Genomic DNA, 18,171 nt, shown 5'->3' on the forward strand with positions numbered 1-18,171 from the left:
TTGATTTTAGTACGGCTTCCTGACTATATTGTCAGGGAACCTGACTAAATGAGGAGGCGGCGATGGACTCCGACACTGTCTGGCGGCACATCGACGAGCAGCGCGCGAATCTCGCCGACATGCTCGACGGTCTCGAGCCCGAGCGTTGGTCGACACCTTCGCTGTGCGAGGGGTGGACCGTGCGGGAGGTTGCCGCGCACATCACGCATTCCCAACTGCCCAAGTCGACGATGTTGTTCGAGCTGCTCCGGTACGGCTTCCGGTTCAACGTGATGATTCATCGAGCCGCTCTGCGGGACAGGCGATCACCCGGTGAACTCGTCGCCGCACTGCGGGACATGCGTGGCTCACGGAGACGTCCGCCGGGCACCAGCGAGCTCGATCCGCTGCTCGATGTTCTCGTCCACACTCAAGACGTCGCAGTGCCGCTCGGCATCGACCGGCCAATGCCGGTGGACGCGGCGGTCGTCGCGGCAGAACGCGTGTGGACCAGCGGATTTCCGTTCAACGCGCGACGGCGGTTGCGCGGCATGGAACTCGTGGCGACAGACGCCGATTTCCGAGTCGGGGAGGGCCGCCGCGTCGAGGCGCCGATCCGCGACATTCTGATGATGCTCACCGGCCGGTCGGCGCCAGGCGACATCACCCGGCGGGATCGGCCCGCAACCCCGGCATGACATAGCGGCGCAGATGTCGTAGCACCGCGTCGCCGTCGCTGGGGTCGAGCGTCTTACCGGGCACCGTCGCAAGCGAGATCAACACGCGGGCAAGCCATTCCGACGCCTCGGCGATATCCGTGTCGGGGTGGATCTCGCCCGACTCGCGCGCGGTGACCAGATAGCGTGACCAGAAGTCGGCCAGGTCGGGCACCAGCCCCTGGACACCGGCGCCTGCGCAGGCGGCGAATTCCTCGGGCTCGTCGATGCGCAGCTTCATCAGTAGGGCGCCCGGGTCGTCGTACGCGGTGCGCCCGTGCAGTATGCCGGCGGCGATCTGCCGATCGAGGCCTTCCACGCGTTCGAGCATCGCGTGTGCTTCGGACCAGTAGGCGTTGTTGAGCCGGACGATCGCTGCGCCCAGCAAGGACACCTTGTCGGGGAAGTGGCGGTAGAGCCAGCCGCGGGACACGCCGGCGACCTCGGCCACCTCGGATACGGTGGTCGCACGAATTCCCTTGGCGCGCAAGCATGTCTCGGCCGCGTCGATCAGACGATCGCGGACGTTCTTGGTGGCGGCACCGCTCGTCACCGGGTGGACTCCTCCATCAAACTCGCCCGCCAATGGGCCGGTCGGAGCATTGTGTCATGGTAGACACATTCGCGAATCTGTTCACGGTCGAGAGGTGAGCCATGGCGGACACACTCCAGCAGCTGCTCAATGAGCGCGCCGATCGCGACGCCGTCGCCATTCGGCATGGAGACCGGACCTGGACCTACCGCCAATACGTGGACGAGGCCAAGACGCAGGCCACCGCACTGATCGCGGCCGCCGATCCGGACCGACCCCTGCACGTCGGCGTGCTCCTCGGGAACACCCCCGACATGCTGATCGCGCTCGCGGCAGCCGGACTCGGCGGCTACGTCGTGTGCGGCATCAACACCACGCGACGCGGTGAGGCGCTCGCACGCGACGTGATCAAGGTGGACTGCCAGTTCCTGATCACCGATGCCGAGCATCGCTCCCTGCTCGACGGCTTGGATCTGCCGGGCGTCACGGTGTTCGACACGTCGAGCACCGGATGGTCCGAGTTCCTCGCCGGTGCTCCGCCGTTCGCCCCGCACCGGGAGGTCGCGGTCGACGACACGTTCATGATGATCTTCACCTCCGGCACCAGCGGCGATCCCAAGGCCGTCCAGGTCGCCCACCTGATGGTGTTGTTCGCGGGCAACGCGCTCGCCGAGAGGTTCGACCTGACCGAGGACGACGTCTGCTACCTCTCGATGCCGATGTTTCACTCCAACGCGGTGGTGGGCGGCTGGGCGCCCGCGCTCGTCGCCGGGGCGGCGATGGTGCCGGCTAAGTTCTCCGCGTCGCGGTTCCTGCCCGACATCCGCCGCCACGGCGTGACCTACATGAACTACGTCGGCAAGCCGCTGGCCTACGTACTCGCGACGCCCGAGCAGCCCGACGACCGTGACAACCCGCTGCGCGTCGCGTTCGGCAACGAGGCCACCGACCGCGACATCGAGGAGTTCGGCAGGCGCTTCGACGTCACGGTCGACGACGGTTTTGGCTCGACCGAGAACGCGGTGATCATCACCCGCACCCCGGACACCCCGAAAGGTTCGATCGGACAGGGCTTTCCGGGCGTGGCGATCTACAACAGCGACACCGTCACCGAGTGCCCGGTCGCGGAGTTCGACGAGAACGGCGCGCTGGCCAACGCCGACGTCGCGATCGGCGAACTGGTCAACACCGACGGCAGTGGGCTGTTCCGCGGCTACTACAACGACCGCGGCGCCACCGACGAGCGGATGCGCCACGGTATGTACTGGTCGGGCGACCTGGCCTACCGCGATGCCGCCGGGTTCATCTATCTGGCCGGGCGCACCGCCGACTGGATGCGGGTCGACGGAGAGAACCTCGCGACCGCGCCCATCGAACGGATCCTGTTGCGGCTTCCGGCGGTCAACCGCGTCGCGGTCTATCCGGTGCCCGATGAACTCGTCGGCGATCAGGTGATGGCGGCGCTCGTGCTGCAGGACGACGCCGACATCGAGCCGGAGATGTTCGAGGAGTTCCTGGCCGCTCAGCGCGACCTTTCGCCGAAGGCGTGGCCCCGCTACGTGTGGATCGCCGACGACCTGCCCAGCACCGCGACAAACAAGATCCTCAAGCGCGAGCTGGTCGCGCGGGGCGTCACTCCCGACGGCAGGCGGCTCTGGCGGCGCGACGGTGGGAGGTACCACCCATACGGGTGACAGAGGACCGGCCGCGGTGGGGGCGCTGTGGAATACCGGCCGCTGCGCACGCGTTTAGGCACTTGGCGGTTGAGCTGGCATAATGGACCGCTGACCCTCGGTTCCGGTTCACGCCCGTCACCTCCGACACGGAGGGGCGACCCGGGGCCACGATCGAAGAGGAAACCATGAAAACGGGTATTCACCCTGATTACGTAGAGACCACCGTGCACTGCGGCTGCGGCAACACGTTCACCACGCGGAGCACGAAGCAGAGCGGACAGATCCACGTCGAGGTCTGCTCGCAGTGCCATCCCTTCTACACCGGCAAGCAGAAGATCCTCGACAGCGGCGGCCGCGTGGCCCGCTTCGAGAAGCGCTACGGCAAGCGCGCCGGGGCGAGCGCAGCGACGGGACAGGACAAGGCCGCCGACAAAGGCTCAGCGGACAAGTAGCTTCCCTTCCGGCGCCCGATCTGCCGCATCCGCGGCCAGGCCGGGCGCCGGTTTGCGTTCACGAGGGGTCACGAAGAGGAGGTCGACATGGCTCGCGCTGATTCACCGGCCCAGCCGGGCGCGATCGACGCGCTGCTGGCCGAGCATGCCGACCTCGAACGCCAACTCAGCGACCCGGAACTGCACGCCGACGCCGGCAGGGCCCGCAAGGTGGGCAGGCGCTTCGCGCAGGTCTCGCCGATCGTCTCGACGTATCGCAAGCTCGAGGCCGCCCGCGGCGACCTGGAGGCAGCGCGCGAGCTGGCGGCCGACGACCCGTCGTTCGCAGCCGAGGTCGACGAGCTCGCGGCCACCGTCGAACAACTCGACACCCAGCTGACCGACCTGCTGGCGCCCCGCGACCCGCACGACGCCGACGACATCGTCCTCGAGGTCAAGTCGGGGGAGGGCGGCGAGGAATCGGCGCTGTTCGCCGCGGATCTGGCCAGGATGTACATCCGGTACGCCGAACGCCACGGCTGGACCGTCACCGTGCTCGACGAAACCTTCTCCGACCTTGGCGGCTATAAGGACGCGACGCTGTCGATCCGCAGCAAGGGTGACTCCGCCGACGGGGTGTGGTCACGGCTCAAGTTCGAGGGCGGCGTGCACCGGGTGCAACGCGTTCCGGTCACCGAGTCGCAGGGCCGGGTACACACGTCGGCGGCCGGCGTCCTCGTCTACCCGGAACCCGAAGAGGTCGAAGAGGTGCAGATCGACGAGTCGGACCTGCGCATCGACGTCTACCGGTCCTCGGGCAAGGGCGGTCAGGGCGTCAACACCACGGACTCCGCGGTGCGCATCACCCACCTGCCCACGGGCATCGTCGTGACCTGCCAGAACGAGCGCTCTCAGCTGCAGAACAAGGCCCGCGCGATGCAGGTGCTCGCGGCGCGGCTGCAGGCGCTCGCCGAGGAGCAGGCGCAGGCCGACGCCTCGGCCGACCGCGCCAGCCAGATCCGCACCGTCGACCGCAGCGAGCGGATCCGCACCTACAACTTCCCGGAGAACCGGATCGCCGACCACCGGATCAACTTCAAGGCGCACAACCTCGACCAGGTGCTCGACGGTGACCTCGACGATCTGTTCGATGCGTTGGCCGCCGCCGACAAACAGGCGAGACTGCAGGCCACATGACCCGGCCCAGCCCGGCGCCGACATCCACGCCGTTGAGCCGGCTCATCGATGCCGCGGCGGCGGTGCTGGCCGAGGCGGGTGTCGCGGCGCCGCGCGTCGACGCCGAACTGCTGGCCGCGTACGCCATGGGTATCGATCGCGGCCGCCTTCGCCTCGTCGCGGCCGGGCCCGACTTCGCTGATCGCTACGACGAGCTCATCGCCCGGCGCGCCCGCCGCATCCCGTTGCAGCACCTCGTTGGCACCGCACCGTTCGGCCCGGTCGAGGTGGCTGTCGGTCCCGGCGTGTTCATCCCACGGCCCGAGACCGAGGCCCTGCTGGAATGGGCGGTCGCGCAGAAACTGCCCGACGCTCCCGTGATCGTCGACCTGTGCACCGGTAGCGGTGCGCTGGCGCTGGCACTGTCGACGAACTGGCCCGACGCACGCATCGTCGCCGTCGAGGACTCCGCGGCCGCGCTCGACTACACGCGGCGCAATCTCGCCGGCGCGGCCGTCGAGATCGTCGACGCCGATGTGACCGAGCCCGGACTGCTGCCCGAACTCGACGGGGCGGTCGACCTCGTCGTCGCGAACCCGCCCTACATTCCCGACGGGGCGCAGCTGGAACCCGAAGTGGCCGAACATGATCCGGCCCACGCGTTGTTCGGGGGACCGGACGGCATGCGCGTGATCGAGGCGATCGTCGGTCTCGCGGGTCGGTGGCTGCGCGCGGGAGGGCTGCTCGCCGTCGAGCACGATGACACGACCTCGGACCGCACCGCCGAGTTGTTCCGCCGGTCAGGGCATTTCGACGACATCGTCGCGCGGCGCGATCTCGCCGAGCGGCCGCGGTTCGTGACCGCACGGAGGACCCCCGAAGGAGGACCCGCGGCATGAGTCAGGTGTTCGACTGCTCCGACGCCGAGCAGCGTGAGACGGGCATCGCGTCAGCGATCAGCGCGCTCAAGGGCGGGCGCCTCGTCGTCCTGCCGACCGACACCGTCTACGGCATCGGTGCGGACGCGTTCGACAGCGAAGCAGTCGCCGCCCTGCTCGCCGCCAAGGGCCGCGGCCGCGACATGCCCGTGCCCGTCCTCGTCGGTTCGTGGCACACGATCGAAGGCCTGGTGTTCAACGTGCCGAGCAGTGCCCGCGAACTCATCCGCGCCTTCTGGCCGGGCGCACTGAGCCTCGTCATACGCCAAGCGCCGTCGCTGCACTGGGACCTCGGCGACGCGCACGGAACCGTGATGCTGCGCATGCCGTTACACCCGGTGGCGATCGAACTGCTGCGAGCGGTCGGCCCGATGGCGGTCTCCAGTGCCAACGTCTCCGGGCGCCCGCCGGCGGTCACCGCCGAAGCGGCGCGCGAACAACTCGGCGAGCAGGTCGAGGTGTATCTGGAAGCCGGGCCCTCCGAGCAACAGGCGGCGTCGACGATCGTCGACCTCACCGGCGCAGATCCGCGCGTGCTGCGTCAAGGGCCGGTCAGCGTGGAGGCGATCGCCGGCGTGCTCGGTGTGGACCCGACGACTTTGACGGGCTGAGATTGACTTTCGTGCAGTACGGTTCACCGGTGGTCTACGCCACCGACACGCTGCTGGCACTCAACGATCGCGGTGCGGGTGTACCGATTCGGGAGCTCGCGCTGGTCGGCCTGACGGCGGCGATCATCACGTATTTCGCCACCGGGTGGGTCCGGGTCCTCGCGCGTCGCCTTGGTGCTGTCGCGATTCCGCGCGACCGCGATGTGCACGCCCAACCGATTCCGCGGATGGGCGGGCTCGCGATGTACATCGGCGTCGCGTTCGCTGTGCTGCTCGCGTCCCAGCTACCGGCGCTGACGCGAGGTTTCGTCTATTCGAGCGGCATGCCCGCGGTCGTCGTCGCCGGCGGCCTGATCATGGTCGTCGGCTTGATCGACGACCGCTGGGGTTTGGACTCGCTGACGAAATTCGCGGGCCAGATCACCGCGGCGAGCGTGCTCGTCACCATGGGTGTGGCGTGGAGCGTGCTCTACATCCCGATCGGCGGCGTCGGCACGATCGTCCTCGATCAGGTGTCGTCGATCCTGCTGACGCTGGCGCTGACGGTGTCGATCGTCAACGCGATGAACTTCATCGACGGCCTCGACGGTCTCGCCGCCGGGCTCGGGCTGATCACCGCGTCGGCGATCTGCATCTTCTCGGTCGGGCTGCTGCGCGACCACGGCGGCGACGTGCTGTTCTACCCGCCCGCGGTGATCTCGGTGGTGCTGGCCGGGGTCTGCCTCGGCTTTCTGCCGCACAACTTCCACCCGGCCAAGATCTTCATGGGCGACTCCGGTTCGATGTTGATCGGCCTGATGCTCGCGGCGGCCTCGACCACGGCCGCCGGGCCCATCTCGCAGACGGCGTACGGGGTGCGCGACGTGTTCGCACTGCTGTCACCGTTCCTGCTCGTCGTCGCGGTGATGTTCGTGCCAGCGCTCGACACACTGCTGGCGATCATCCGGCGCACCAGGGCGGGCGTGCACTTCACGACGCCGGACAAGATGCACCTGCATCACCGGTTGCTGCAGATCGGTCATTCGCACCGGCGGGTGGTCCTGGTGATCTATCTGTGGGTCAGCATCGTCTGCTTCGGCGCGGCCAGCACGATCTTCTTCGATCCGCGCTACAGCGGAGCGGTCATGTTGGCCGCGATTCTGGTCGCCGTCGTGGTGACCTTGATTCCTCTTCTGCGCCGTCGAAACGGCCAATTTCAGCCGATGTACGACGAAAAGTAGTAGACCCCCTTTTGTGCCTCCCACCATGTGTTAGGGTGCATTCAGAACCCGAAAAAACCTCGCGGGTTGCCGGCCCCCGGGCCATCGGTTCACCACCGATCGGCACGGAACCACGACCGACAAAGGGAGCTGCCCCGTGGGTGATTTCTGCGAGCCAACCGCCCTCCGATACGCTCAGGGCGCCACGCACGCAAATCATCGGGGCAGCCACCGTGACCGCGGATTGAGGTGAAGTTGTGACGACGCCAGCGCAGGACGCGCCGTTGGTGTTCCCCTCGGTTGCCTTCCGGCCGTTGCGCCTGTTCGTGATCTGCCTGGTCTTCGCCGGCATCGTGACCGCGGTTGCCGCGCTGCTCGATCATCCGATGGTAGGGGTGTTCTTCGGTGTCGGGCTCGGCCTCGGTTTGCTCAACGCCGTTCTGGTGCAGCGCTCGGTGGATTCCATTACGGCCGAAGAACATCCGCTCAAGCGCAAGATGGCGCTCAACTCCGCGACCCGGCTGCTGATCATGACCGTCATCGGGTTGACCATCGCATTCATCTTCCGGCCCCAGGGTCTGGGCGTGGTGTTTGGCATGGCCCTGTTCCAGGTATTGCTTGTTATTTCCACGGCGCTGCCGGTGATGAAGAAGCTCAAGGCAGGTGCCGGTGACGGGCTCGAAGGAGAGGCTCCGCAGCAATGACGGGATTTGATGTCGCCGGCCAGTCGGCTCAGACCACGATCCTGGCCGCCGAATCCGGAATCCAGGTCGGCCACCACACGGAGGCGCACTGGTTCGGGCTGACGGTGAACACCGACACCGTGCTCGCCACGGCCATCGCCGCGGTGATCGTGCTCGGCCTCGCCTTTTACCTGCGGGCCAAGGTCACCTCGAGCGGCGTTCCCTCTGGCGTGCAGCTGTTCTGGGAAGCCATCACGGTGCAGACGCGCAACCAGGTCGAGGCCGCGATCGGAATGAAGATCGCCCCGTTCGTCCTGCCGCTCGCCGTGACGTTGTTCGTCTTCATCCTGATCGCCAACTGGCTGTCGGTGCTGCCGGTGCAGTACACCGACTCCAGCGGCGCGATCCACGAGCTGCTCAAGCCCCCGGCATCCGACATCAACTTCGTGCTGGCGCTGGCGTTGTTCGTGTTCATCGCCTACCACGCCGCCGGCTTCTGGCGCCGCGGTCCGCTCGGCCACCCGTGGCGGGTGCTCAAGGGCCACGTCACGATCCTGGCCCCGATCAACCTCGTCGAGGAGATCGCCAAGCCGGTCTCGTTGTCGCTGCGACTCTTCGGCAACATCTTCGCCGGCGGCATCCTGGTCGCGCTGATCGCGCTGTTCCCGCCGTACATCATGTGGTTGCCGAATGCGATCTGGAAGAGCTTCGACTTGTTCGTCGGCGCGATCCAGGCCTTCATCTTCGCGCTGTTGACGATCTTGTACTTCAGCCAGTCGATGGAACTCGAAGAAGACCACCACTAGCCGAACCGAACAAGCAGGACCCACAACCTGGTAGGACAGCTACCAGTTATCAAGGAGGATAAGGAATGGATCCCACTATCGCTGCCGGCGCGCTCATCGGCGGTGGACTGATCATGGCCGGCGGCGCAATCGGTGCCGGTATCGGTGACGGCATCGCGGGTAACGCGTTGATCGCCGGCATCGCTCGGCAGCCCGAGGCGCAGGGCCGACTGTTCACTCCGTTCTTCATCACGGTGGGTCTGGTCGAGGCGGCGTACTTCATCAACCTGGCGTTCATGGCGCTGTTCGTCTTCGCCACCCCGGTCGGCGGTTAATCCCGGCCATGGCTGACTCGAACGTCGTTCTGTTGGCGGCAGAGGAAGGCGGACAGAGCAACTTCCTCATCCCCAACGGCACTTTCTTCTTCGTGCTGCTCATCTTCCTGATCGTGCTCGGCGTGATCGCGAAGTGGGTCGTGCCACCGATTTCCAAGGTGCTGCACGAGCGCGAAGCGATGGTGCACAAGACGACTGAGGACAACAGGCGGGCAGCCCAGCTGCGGGCTGCCGCCGAAGCCGACTACCGCGAGGTGATGGCGAACGCTCGCCGCGAGGCGACGAATGTCCGTGAGGAAGCCCGCGCCGAGGGACGTCAGATCGTCGAGGAGGCGCGGACCCGCGCCCACACCGAGGTGTCGACTCTGCTCCAGCAGGCCAACGAGGAGCTGACGCGACAGTCCAGGGACTTGACCTCCGACCTCCAGGCGTCGGTCGAGACCTTGGCGGCGAATCTGGCGAGCCGAGTTCTCGGCGTCGATGTCACGACTCGGACCGTTCCGGTATCGACGGGCCAGGGGAGCTAACGCATGTCGACATTCATCGGACAGCTCATCGGTTTCGCGCTCATCGTCTTCATCTTGGTGCGGTACGTCGTGCCTCTGGTGCGACGGATGATGGTCGCCCAGAAGGAGACCGTTCGCAGGCAGCTCGAGGAGCACGCCGAGGCCGAGAAGAAGGTGGCCGACGCCGACACCGAGCATGCGAAGGCTCTGGAACAGGCCAAATCCGAGGCCGCAGAGGTGATCGAGGAGGCTCGACGGGACGCCGAGAAGATCGCCGAGCAGCTTCGCGTGCAGGCCGACCAGGAGTTGGAGCGGATCAAGACCCAAGGCGCGCAACAGGTTCAGCTGCTGCGCCAGCAGCTGGTCCGTGAGCTGAGGCAGAGCCTCGGCGCCGAGTCGGTACAGCGGGCGGGCGACATCGTGCGCAACTTCGTGTCCGACAGCTCCGAGCAGTCCGCGACCGTCGACCGCTTCCTCGCGGAGCTCGACGAGATGGCCCCGTCGACGACGACCTTCTCGGACAGCGCCACGGCGAAACTGCGTGCGGCAAGCCGTGACTCGCTGGCTCAGGTGGTCGAGCGTTTCGACTCCGCTGTCTCCGGTCTCGACGCGGACGGGCTGACGCGGCTGGCGGACGACCTGGCCTCCACGGCGAAGCTGCTGCGTGGCGAGGCCGTGCTCTCGCGGCACCTGTCCGATCCGTCGAGCGCCGATGAACCCAAGGTCCGGCTCGTCGAGCGTCTGCTCTCGGGCCAGGTGTCGGATCCCGCCCTCGACATCCTCAAAAACGCTGCGTCGCAGCGTTGGTCGAGCACGTCGGATCTGATCCACAGCATTCAGCACGTTGCCAGGCTGGCCCTTCTGGTGCGGGCCGAGGGTGAAGGTCAGATCGAGGACGTCGAAGACCAGCTGTTCAGGTTCAGCCGCATCCTCGATTCCGAGCCGCGCCTGATCTCGCTGCTCGGCGAGTACACCGCCCCGCTGGAGGGTCGGATCGGCTTGCTGAACAACGTGCTTGGGCGCCGGGCGAACAAGAACACCGCGGACTTGCTGCGCCAGACGCTCGATCTGCTGCACGGTGAGCGCGCGGACGAGGCCGTTCGCGAACTCGCGAATCTGGCCGTCTCGCGCCGCGGTGAAGTCGTCGCGCAGGTTCGCGCGGCCGCGGAGCTCAGCGACGCCCAGAACGAGCGGCTCACCGAACTGCTCACCCGTATCTACGACCGCCCGGTGTCGATTCAGCTCGACGTGAACCCCGAACTGCTCGGCGGCTTGACGATCGCCGTCGGCGACGAGGTGATCGACGGCTCGCTGGCGTCGAAGCTGGCGGCGGCCGAGACCCGCTTACCCGACTGACCCGACCACACCAAGACCCATACACGAAGTAGGAAAGCGAGAAAGCCGCCGATGAGCGCTCGCGCGAAGAGGAGAAGACCATGGCAGAGTTGACGATCTCGGCGGATGAGATCCAGGGCGCGATCGAGGAGTATGTCGCCGGCTTCGAGGCGGAAACCGAGCGCGAAGAGATCGGCACCGTTGTCGACGCGGGCGACGGTATCGCTCACGTCGAGGGTCTCCCGTCGGTCATGACCCAGGAGCTGCTGGAGTTCCCCGGCGGCGTGCTGGGCGTCGCGCTGAACCTCGACGAGCACAGCATCGGCGCCGTCATCCTCGGTGACTTCGAGAAGATCGAAGAGGGTCAGCAGGTCAAGCGCACCGGCGAGGTTCTCTCCGTGCCCGTGGGCGACGCCTTCCTCGGCCGCGTGGTCAACCCGCTGGGCCAGCCGATCGACGGCCGCGGCGAGATCGAGACGACCGAGCGTCGCGCGCTCGAGCTCCAGGCGCCGTCGGTGGTGCAGCGCCAGGGCGTGAGCGAGCCGCTGCAGACCGGTATCAAGGCCATCGACTCCCAGACCCCGATCGGACGCGGACAGCGTCAGCTGATCATCGGCGACCGCAAGACCGGTAAGACCGCGGTGTGTGTGGACACGATCCTCAACCAGCGACAGAACTGGGAGACCGGCGATCCCGACCAGCAGGTCCGCTGCGTGTACGTGGCGATCGGCCAGAAGGGCACCACGATCGCCAGCGTGCGCCAGACCCTCGAAGACGGTGGCGCGATGGACTACACGACCATCGTCGCCGCGCCGGCCTCGGACTCGGCCGGCTTCAAATGGCTTGCGCCGTACACCGGCTCGTCGATCGCCCAGCACTGGATGTACGACGGCAAGCACGTGCTGATCGTCTTCGACGACCTGACCAAGCAGGCCGAGGCGTACCGCGCGATCTCGCTGCTGCTGCGTCGCCCGCCGGGCCGCGAGGCGTACCCGGGTGACGTGTTCTATCTGCACTCCCGCCTGCTGGAGCGTTGCGCGAAGCTCTCCGACGAGCTCGGTGGCGGCTCGCTGACCGGTCTGCCGGTCATCGAGACCAAGGCCAACGACATCTCGGCGTACATCCCGACCAACGTCATCTCGATCACCGACGGCCAGTGCTTCCTGGAGACCGACCTCTTCAACCAGGGTGTGCGGCCGGCGATCAACGTCGGTGTCTCGGTGTCGCGTGTCGGTGGCGCCGCGCAGATCAAGGCGATGAAAGAGGTGGCCGGGTCGCTGCGTCTGGACCTGTCGCAGTACCGCGAGCTCGAGTCGTTCGCGGCGTTCGCCTCTGACCTGGACGAGACGTCGAAGGCGCAGCTGGACCGCGGTGCACGACTCGTCGAGCTGCTCAAGCAACCGCAGAGCAGCCCGATGCCCGTCGAGGAACAGGTCGTCGCGATCTTCCTCGGCACCAGGGGTCACCTGGATTCCGTTCCCGTCGAAGACGTTCAGAAGTTCGAGCGCGAGTTCCTCGACCACGTGAAGGGGTCGCAGGAGGGCATCCTCAAGGAGATCCGCGAGAGCAAGAAGCTCTCCGAGGAGCTCGAGGAGAAGCTCGAGAAGGTCGTCAACGACTTCAAGAAGGGCTTCGCCACCACCGACGGCAGCTCGGTCGTGCCCGACGAGCATGTCGAGGCGATGGACGAGGAAGACGTCGAAAAGGAATCGGTGAAGGTCCGCAAGCCCGCACCGAAGAAGAAGTAAGGCCTGAACACAGATGGCTGCCACACTGCGCGAATTGCGCGGCCGCATCCGCTCCGCGGGCTCGATCAAAAAGATCACCAAAGCCCAGGAGCTGATCGCGACGTCGCGAATCGCCAAGGCGCAGGCCCGAGTCGAGGCGGCTCGGCCCTACGACCGCGAGATCACGAACATGCTCACCGAACTGGCGAGCGCGAGCGCGCTGGATCATCCGCTGCTCGTCGCGCGTGAGAACCCTCGGCGCGCCGGCGTGTTGGTGGTGTCATCGGACCGCGGCCTTGCCGGCGCATACAACGCGAACATCTTCCGCAGGTCCGAGGAGTTGTTCTCGCTGCTGCGCTCGGAGGGCAAGGAGCCGGTGTTGTACGTGGTGGGCCGGAAGGCCCTCGGGTACTACAGCTTCCGCAACTGGGACATCCAGGAGTCGTGGACCGGTTTCTCCGAGCGGCCCGATTACGAAAATGCCCAGGAGATCGCGACGACGTTGGTCGACGCGTTCACCGCGGGCATGGATGACGAAGGTGACGATCCCGGCGCGGACAACGTCCTCGGCGTCGACGAACTGCACATCGTCTTCACCGAATTCAAGTCGATGCTGTCGCAGTCGGCGATCGCACGTCGTATCGCCCCGATGGTGGTGGAGTACAGCGAAGAGGACACCGGTCCGCACACGCTCTTCTCCTTCGAGCCGGATGCCGAGACGCTTTTCGGCGCGCTGTTGCCCCGGTACATCTCCACCCGCATCTTCGCCGCGCTGCTCGAGGCGGCGGCGTCGGAGTCGGCTTCTCGCCGACGCGCCATGAAGTCGGCGACCGACAACGCCGACGACCTCATCAAGGATCTGACTCTGATGGCCAACCGCGAACGGCAATCTCAGATCACCCAGGAAATCAGCGAAATCGTCGGTGGCGCGAACGCGCTTGCGGACGCCGCCAAGAAGTAGCCCCAGAAAGCGAAGAAGACAAATGACTGCTACTGCTGAAAAAGCGACCAGCACCGACACCGCCGGTCGCGTCGTACGTGTCACCGGCCCGGTCGTCGACGTCGAGTTCCCGCGCGGTTCCGTGCCCGAACTGTTCAACGCGCTGCACGCCGAAATCAATTACAAGGACCTGGCGAAGACGCTGACCCTCGAGGTTGCCCAGCACCTCGGCGACAACCTCGTGCGCTGCATCTCCATGCAGCCGACCGACGGCCTGGTGCGTGGTGTCGAGGTGAGCGACACCGGCAACTCGATCTCGGTGCCGGTCGGCGACGGCGTCAAGGGCCACGTGTTCAACGCGCTCGGTGACTGCCTCGACGAGCCCGGCTACGGCAAGGATTTCGATCGCTGGTCGATTCACCGCAAGCCGCCGGCCTTCGACCAGCTCGAGCCCAAGACCGAGATGCTCGAGACCGGCCTCAAGGTCGTCGACCTGCTGACGCCGTACGTCCGCGGCGGCAAGATCGCCCTGTTCGGCGGCGCCGGCGTGGGCAAGACCGTGTTGATCCAGGAGATGATCAACCGCATCGCCCGCAACTTCGGCGGCACCTCGGTGTTCGCCGGTGTGGGTGAGCGCACCCGTGAGGGCAACGACCTGTGGGTCGAGCTCGCGGACGCCGACGTGCTCAAGGACACCGCGCTGGTGTTCGGTCAGATGGACGAGCCGCCGGGCACGCGTATGCGAGTCGCGTTGTCCGCGTTGACGATGGCCGAGTTCTTCCGCGATGAGCAGGGCCAGGACGTGCTGTTGTTCATCGACAACATCTTCCGGTTTACCCAGGCGGGTTCGGAGGTCTCGACGCTGCTGGGCCGCATGCCTTCCGCGGTGGGTTACCAGCCGACGCTGGCCGACGAGATGGGTGAGCTGCAGGAGCGCATCACCTCGACCCGTGGTCACTCGATCACCTCGATGCAGGCCGTCTACGTGCCCGCCGACGACTACACCGACCCGGCGCCCGCGACGACGTTCGCGCACCTCGACGCCACGACCGAGCTGAGCCGGTCGGTGTTCTCGAAGGGCATCTTCCCGGCGGTGGACCCGCTGGCCTCCAGCTCGACGATCCTCGACCCGAGCGTGGTCGGTGACGAGCACTACCGCGTTGCGCAAGAGGTCATCCGAATCCTGCAGCGCTACAAGGACCTTCAGGACATCATCGCGATCCTCGGTATCGACGAGCTGGCCGAGGAGGATAAGCAGCTGGTGCAGCGCGCCCGTCGCATCGAGCGCTTCCTGTCGCAGAACATGATGGCGGCCGAGCAGTTCACCGGCCAGCCGGGTTCGACGGTTCCGCTGAAGGAGACCATCGAGGCGTTCGACAAGCTGACCAAGGGCGATTTCGACCATCTTCCGGAGCAGGCGTTCTTCCTCATCGGCGGTCTCGAGGATCTGGAGAAGAAGGCCGAGAGCCTCGGCGCCAAGATGGATGCCGGCAGCGGTGACGGTGCTCCGGCGCAGACGGATTCGAACGGCGACGCCGGCAAGGACGAATAGCGATGGCGGAATTAGACGTCGACATTGTCGCCGTCGAGCGGGAGGTCTGGTCGGGTAAGGCGACGTTCGTCTTCACCCGCACCACTGCGGGTGAGATCGGCATCCTGCCCCGCCACATCCCCCTGGTCGCTCAGCTCGTCGACGACGCCATGGTGCGCGTCGAGCGAGAGGGCGAAGAGGACCTGCGCATCGCGGTCGACGGCGGATTCATGTCGGTCACCGACGAAAGCGTGATCATCCTTGCGGAGTCCGCCGAACTCGAGTCGGAGATCAACGCCGACCGTGCGCGCCAGGACTCCGAGTCCGACGATCCCGCAGTAGCCGCAAAGGGTCGAGCGAGGCTTCGCGCCCTGGGCCAGATCGACTAGCGGTCGCCGGTGAGCGCGCTCATGTTCCTCATGGTCGCGCTGATCTGCGTGCTGCTTTTCGTCGTCGTCGCGCTGTCCTACCGGCTGTGGAAGCTGCGGCAGGTAGGCGGTACCGCGGCGATCCTGCGCGATGTGCCTGCCGTCGGCGGGCACGGCTGGCGCCACGGTGTAATGCGTTACCGCGGCGGCGAAGCCGGGTTCTACCGGTTGTCGAGCCTGCGCTGGTGGCCGGATCGCCGGCTGAGCCGACGCGGCCTGGAGATCGTGTCGCGGCGGGGACCGCGCGGCGATGAATTCGACATCATGACGGACGAGATCGTCGTGCTCGAACTGCGCGACACCAGCCCAGAACGGCGTCGCGGCTATGAGATCGCGTTGGATCGTGGTGCCCTGACAGCGTTTCTGTCCTGGTTGGAGTCACGCCCGTCACCTCGGGCGCGACGCCGAAGCTTCTAATCCGTTGCCGGACCGCCGGGTTGCCACAGCACGTCACCGCCGGGGTTGGCCACACGCGACAGGATGAACAGCAGATCCGACAGCCTGTTCAGGTATTTCGCGGGGAGCACGCTGATCGCGTCACCGTGCGCGTCCACCGCGGCCCATGCGGACCTCTCGGCGCGGCGCGCGACCGTGCGGGCTACGTGCAGGAGCGCGGAGAGGGGAGTACCGCCCGGCAGCACAAACGAATTCAGGGCCGGCAGCGCCTCGTTGAACTCGTCGCACCAGGATTCGAGTCGGTCGATGTAGCTTTGGGCGATCCGCAGCGGCGGGTGTTCAGGGTTCTCGACCACCGGAGTCGACAGGTCAGCGCCGGCGTCGAAGAGGTCGTTCTGAATCTGCTTGAGCACCTTCGACATTTGCTCGCCGGGGTTTCCCAGGGCGATGGCGACGCCGATGGCGGCGTTGATTTCGTCGCAGTCGGCGTATGCCACAAGGCGGGCGTCGTTCTTTGACACCCTGCTGAAATCGCTGAGCCCCGTGGTGCCGTCATCGCCCGTTCGCGTGTATATCCGGGTGAGATGGACCGCCATGGTCAAACCGTACCGGAACCAGTAGCCAAGGAAACTGACACGGCTCGCGACGCTGTTTAAACTAACCCGCGTGAGCGAGCGATTCGTGGTGACCGGCGGAAACCGGTTATCTGGCGAAGTTGCCGTCGGGGGGGCCAAGAACAGCGTTCTGAAGCTGATGGCTGCGACGTTGCTGGCCGAGGGCACCAGCACGATCACCAATTGTCCGGACATCCTCGACGTACCCCTGATGGCAGAGGTGCTGCGCGGTCTGGGTGCCACCGTCGAACTGAACGGCGACGTCGTGCGAATCACTTCGCCCGACGAACCCAAGTACGACGCCGACTTTGCCGCGGTCCGCCAGTTCCGCGCGTCGGTGTGTGTATTGGGACCGCTCGTGGGGCGCTGTAAGCGAGCCAAGGTTGCGTTGCCGGGCGGCGACGCGATCGGGTCGCGGCCGCTGGACATGCACCAGGCGGGCCTGCGACAGCTGGGGGCGCGGTGCAACATCGAGCACGGTTGCGTGGTGGCCGAGGCGGATCACCTCCGCGGCGCGGAGATCCAGCTCGAGTTCCCGTCCGTCGGGGCGACGGAGAACATCCTGATGGCGGCCGTCGTCGCCGAGGGCGTCACCACCATCCACAACGCCGCGCGCGAACCCGACGTGGTCGATCTCTGCGCGATGCTCAACCAGATGGGCGCGCAGATCTCCGGCGCGGGCACCTCGACGATGACGATCACCGGCGTCGACCGGCTCTACCCGACCGAGCACCGGGTGATCGGCGACCGCATCGTGGCTGCGACGTGGGGGATCGCCGCGGCGATGACACACGGCGACATCTCGGTGACGGGTGTGGACCCGCAGCACCTGCAGCTGGTGCTGCACAAGCTGCACGACGCCGGGGCCACCGTCACGCAGTCCGACGACGGGTTCCGCGTCGTTCAGTACGAGCGCCCGAAAGCGGTCAACGTCGCGACGCTGCCGTTTCCCGGTTTCCCGACCGACCTGCAGCCGATGGCGATCGCGCTGGCGTCGATCGCCGACGGCACGTCGATGATCACCGAGAACGTGTTCGAGGCCCGCTTCCGGTTCGTCGAGGAGATGGTCCGCCTCGGCGCCGACGCCAGGACCGACGGCCACCACGCGGTGATCCGGGGGATCCCGCAGCTCTCCAGTGCGCCGGTCTGGTCCTCAGACATTCGAGCCGGCGCCGGGCTGGTGCTGGCCGGTCTGGTCGCCGATGGCGACACCGAGGTCCACGACGTCTTCCACATCGACCGGGGCTATCCGTTGTTCGTCGAGAACCTCAAGAGCCTGGGCGCGGAAATCGAGCGAGTGGCCTGATTCCGACCGAGTTTGGGGTCCGCCGCGGGGTCTGCCCGTCGTACCTAACCCCCCTTTTGGGGATTCCGCGGGTCTGGCGTATCCTCTTGTGAGAAGCCCACGGCCCCAGGCCAATCGGACTGGAGGACGGGGTTTGACGTCTCTGTCCAGATCGGTATAGACTGGCAGGGTTGCCCCAAAAGCGGGTGTGTTGTTTGAGAACTCAATAGTGTGTTTGGTGGTTTTTGTTTGTTGTTTTTTGTCTGCCTCTTTTTCCCGTTTAGGGGTGGATGTTTTTTGATGCCAGTTTTTGGTGTCTTTGGTTATGGTCGAATTTTTTCGGACAGT

The 18,171-nt window shown here is 66.3% G+C and carries 20 protein-coding genes; 18 read left to right on the forward strand and 2 right to left on the reverse strand.

Annotated features, from left to right (window positions below; genetic code table 11):
* The first annotated feature begins 62 nt into the window (after positions 1 to 62).
* Positions 63 to 677, forward strand: coding sequence for a maleylpyruvate isomerase family mycothiol-dependent enzyme (locus A5752_RS19175; protein WP_067088678.1), 615 nt, complete (start codon positions 63 to 65; stop codon positions 675 to 677).
* Here A5752_RS19175 and A5752_RS19180 read toward each other — a convergent pair.
* Positions 643 to 1,248, reverse strand: a complete 606-nt coding sequence (locus tag A5752_RS19180) for a TetR/AcrR family transcriptional regulator (protein ID WP_067088681.1) — start codon at positions 1,246 to 1,248, stop codon at positions 643 to 645. The two genes, A5752_RS19175 and A5752_RS19180, sit on opposite strands and share 35 nt — an antisense overlap.
* Positions 1,249 to 1,349: 101 nt before the next feature.
* Between A5752_RS19180 and fadD1 the strand changes: the two genes are divergently transcribed.
* The 16 genes from fadD1 (at position 1,350) to A5752_RS19260 (ending at position 15,945) form a co-directional block, all read left to right on the forward strand.
* A complete protein-coding gene (fadD1, locus tag A5752_RS19185; RefSeq protein ID WP_067088684.1) occupies positions 1,350 to 2,921 on the forward strand; it encodes a fatty-acid--CoA ligase FadD1 in 1,572 nt (523 codons plus the stop codon).
* A 167-nt stretch (positions 2,922 to 3,088) separates the two neighbouring features.
* Positions 3,089 to 3,355: a 50S ribosomal protein L31 gene (rpmE, locus tag A5752_RS19190; RefSeq protein WP_067088687.1), complete on the forward strand. Its 267-nt coding sequence runs from the start codon at positions 3,089 to 3,091 to the stop codon at positions 3,353 to 3,355.
* An 87-nt stretch (positions 3,356 to 3,442) separates the two neighbouring features.
* Positions 3,443 to 4,531, forward strand: a complete 1,089-nt coding sequence (prfA, locus tag A5752_RS19195; RefSeq protein WP_067088691.1) for a peptide chain release factor 1 — start codon at positions 3,443 to 3,445, stop codon at positions 4,529 to 4,531.
* On the forward strand, positions 4,528 to 5,409 hold the full coding sequence (gene prmC / locus A5752_RS19200) for a peptide chain release factor N(5)-glutamine methyltransferase (RefSeq protein ID WP_067088694.1): 882 nt from the start codon (positions 4,528 to 4,530) through the stop codon (positions 5,407 to 5,409). The genes prfA and prmC overlap by 4 nt, the downstream gene beginning before the upstream one ends.
* Positions 5,406 to 6,059 (forward strand): L-threonylcarbamoyladenylate synthase, encoded by a 654-nt coding sequence (locus A5752_RS19205; protein ID WP_067088697.1) that lies wholly within the window; start codon positions 5,406 to 5,408, stop codon positions 6,057 to 6,059. Before prmC ends, A5752_RS19205 begins: the two co-directional genes overlap by 4 nt.
* Before the next feature lie 2 nt (positions 6,060 to 6,061).
* On the forward strand, positions 6,062 to 7,279 hold the full coding sequence (locus A5752_RS19210; protein ID WP_197500678.1) for a glycosyltransferase family 4 protein: 1,218 nt from the start codon (positions 6,062 to 6,064) through the stop codon (positions 7,277 to 7,279).
* 236 nt (positions 7,280 to 7,515) lie between these two features.
* Entirely contained in the window at positions 7,516 to 7,962 is a 447-nt protein-coding gene (locus A5752_RS19215; RefSeq protein ID WP_067088700.1) for an ATP synthase subunit I, read from the forward strand.
* Positions 7,959 to 8,747, forward strand: a complete 789-nt coding sequence (gene atpB / locus A5752_RS19220) for a F0F1 ATP synthase subunit A (RefSeq protein ID WP_067088703.1) — start codon at positions 7,959 to 7,961, stop codon at positions 8,745 to 8,747. Before A5752_RS19215 ends, atpB begins: the two co-directional genes overlap by 4 nt.
* Positions 8,748 to 8,812: 65 nt before the next feature.
* On the forward strand, positions 8,813 to 9,061 hold the full coding sequence (locus tag A5752_RS19225; RefSeq protein WP_059100228.1) for a F0F1 ATP synthase subunit C: 249 nt from the start codon (positions 8,813 to 8,815) through the stop codon (positions 9,059 to 9,061).
* A gap of 8 nt (positions 9,062 to 9,069) precedes the next feature.
* Entirely contained in the window at positions 9,070 to 9,588 is a 519-nt protein-coding gene (locus A5752_RS19230; protein ID WP_067088706.1) for a F0F1 ATP synthase subunit B, read from the forward strand.
* A gap of 3 nt (positions 9,589 to 9,591) precedes the next feature.
* Positions 9,592 to 10,923, forward strand: a complete 1,332-nt coding sequence (locus tag A5752_RS19235) for a F0F1 ATP synthase subunit B/delta (RefSeq protein WP_067088709.1) — start codon at positions 9,592 to 9,594, stop codon at positions 10,921 to 10,923.
* An 80-nt stretch (positions 10,924 to 11,003) separates the two neighbouring features.
* Positions 11,004 to 12,650, forward strand: coding sequence for a F0F1 ATP synthase subunit alpha (atpA, locus tag A5752_RS19240; RefSeq protein ID WP_067088712.1), 1,647 nt, complete (start codon positions 11,004 to 11,006; stop codon positions 12,648 to 12,650).
* 13 nt (positions 12,651 to 12,663) lie between these two features.
* The gene (locus A5752_RS19245) at positions 12,664 to 13,590 is read left to right on the forward strand and encodes a F0F1 ATP synthase subunit gamma (RefSeq protein WP_067088715.1); all 927 of its coding nucleotides are present in this window, start codon (positions 12,664 to 12,666) and stop codon (positions 13,588 to 13,590) included.
* Positions 13,591 to 13,612: 22 nt separating this feature from the next.
* The gene (atpD, locus tag A5752_RS19250; RefSeq protein WP_067088717.1) at positions 13,613 to 15,121 is read left to right on the forward strand and encodes a F0F1 ATP synthase subunit beta; all 1,509 of its coding nucleotides are present in this window, start codon (positions 13,613 to 13,615) and stop codon (positions 15,119 to 15,121) included.
* Between the two features lie 2 nt (positions 15,122 to 15,123).
* Entirely contained in the window at positions 15,124 to 15,489 is a 366-nt protein-coding gene (locus tag A5752_RS19255) for a F0F1 ATP synthase subunit epsilon (protein ID WP_067088720.1), read from the forward strand.
* Between the two features lie 9 nt (positions 15,490 to 15,498).
* Entirely contained in the window at positions 15,499 to 15,945 is a 447-nt protein-coding gene (locus tag A5752_RS19260) for a DUF2550 domain-containing protein (protein ID WP_068300448.1), read from the forward strand.
* Here A5752_RS19260 and A5752_RS19265 read toward each other — a convergent pair.
* Positions 15,942 to 16,520: a cob(I)yrinic acid a,c-diamide adenosyltransferase gene (locus A5752_RS19265; RefSeq protein ID WP_067088723.1), complete on the reverse strand. Its 579-nt coding sequence runs from the start codon at positions 16,518 to 16,520 to the stop codon at positions 15,942 to 15,944. The two genes, A5752_RS19260 and A5752_RS19265, sit on opposite strands and share 4 nt — an antisense overlap.
* Positions 16,521 to 16,590: 70 nt before the next feature.
* Here A5752_RS19265 and murA point away from each other — a divergent pair, with 70 nt between their 5' ends.
* A complete protein-coding gene (murA, locus tag A5752_RS19270) occupies positions 16,591 to 17,844 on the forward strand; it encodes a UDP-N-acetylglucosamine 1-carboxyvinyltransferase (protein WP_067088726.1) in 1,254 nt (417 codons plus the stop codon).
* The last annotated feature ends 327 nt before the right edge of the window (positions 17,845 to 18,171 follow it).

It is taken from the genome of Mycobacterium sp. 852002-51961_SCH5331710 (genome assembly GCF_001665535.1).
In the GTDB taxonomy this organism is placed as follows: Bacteria; Actinomycetota; Actinomycetes; order Mycobacteriales; family Mycobacteriaceae; genus Mycobacterium.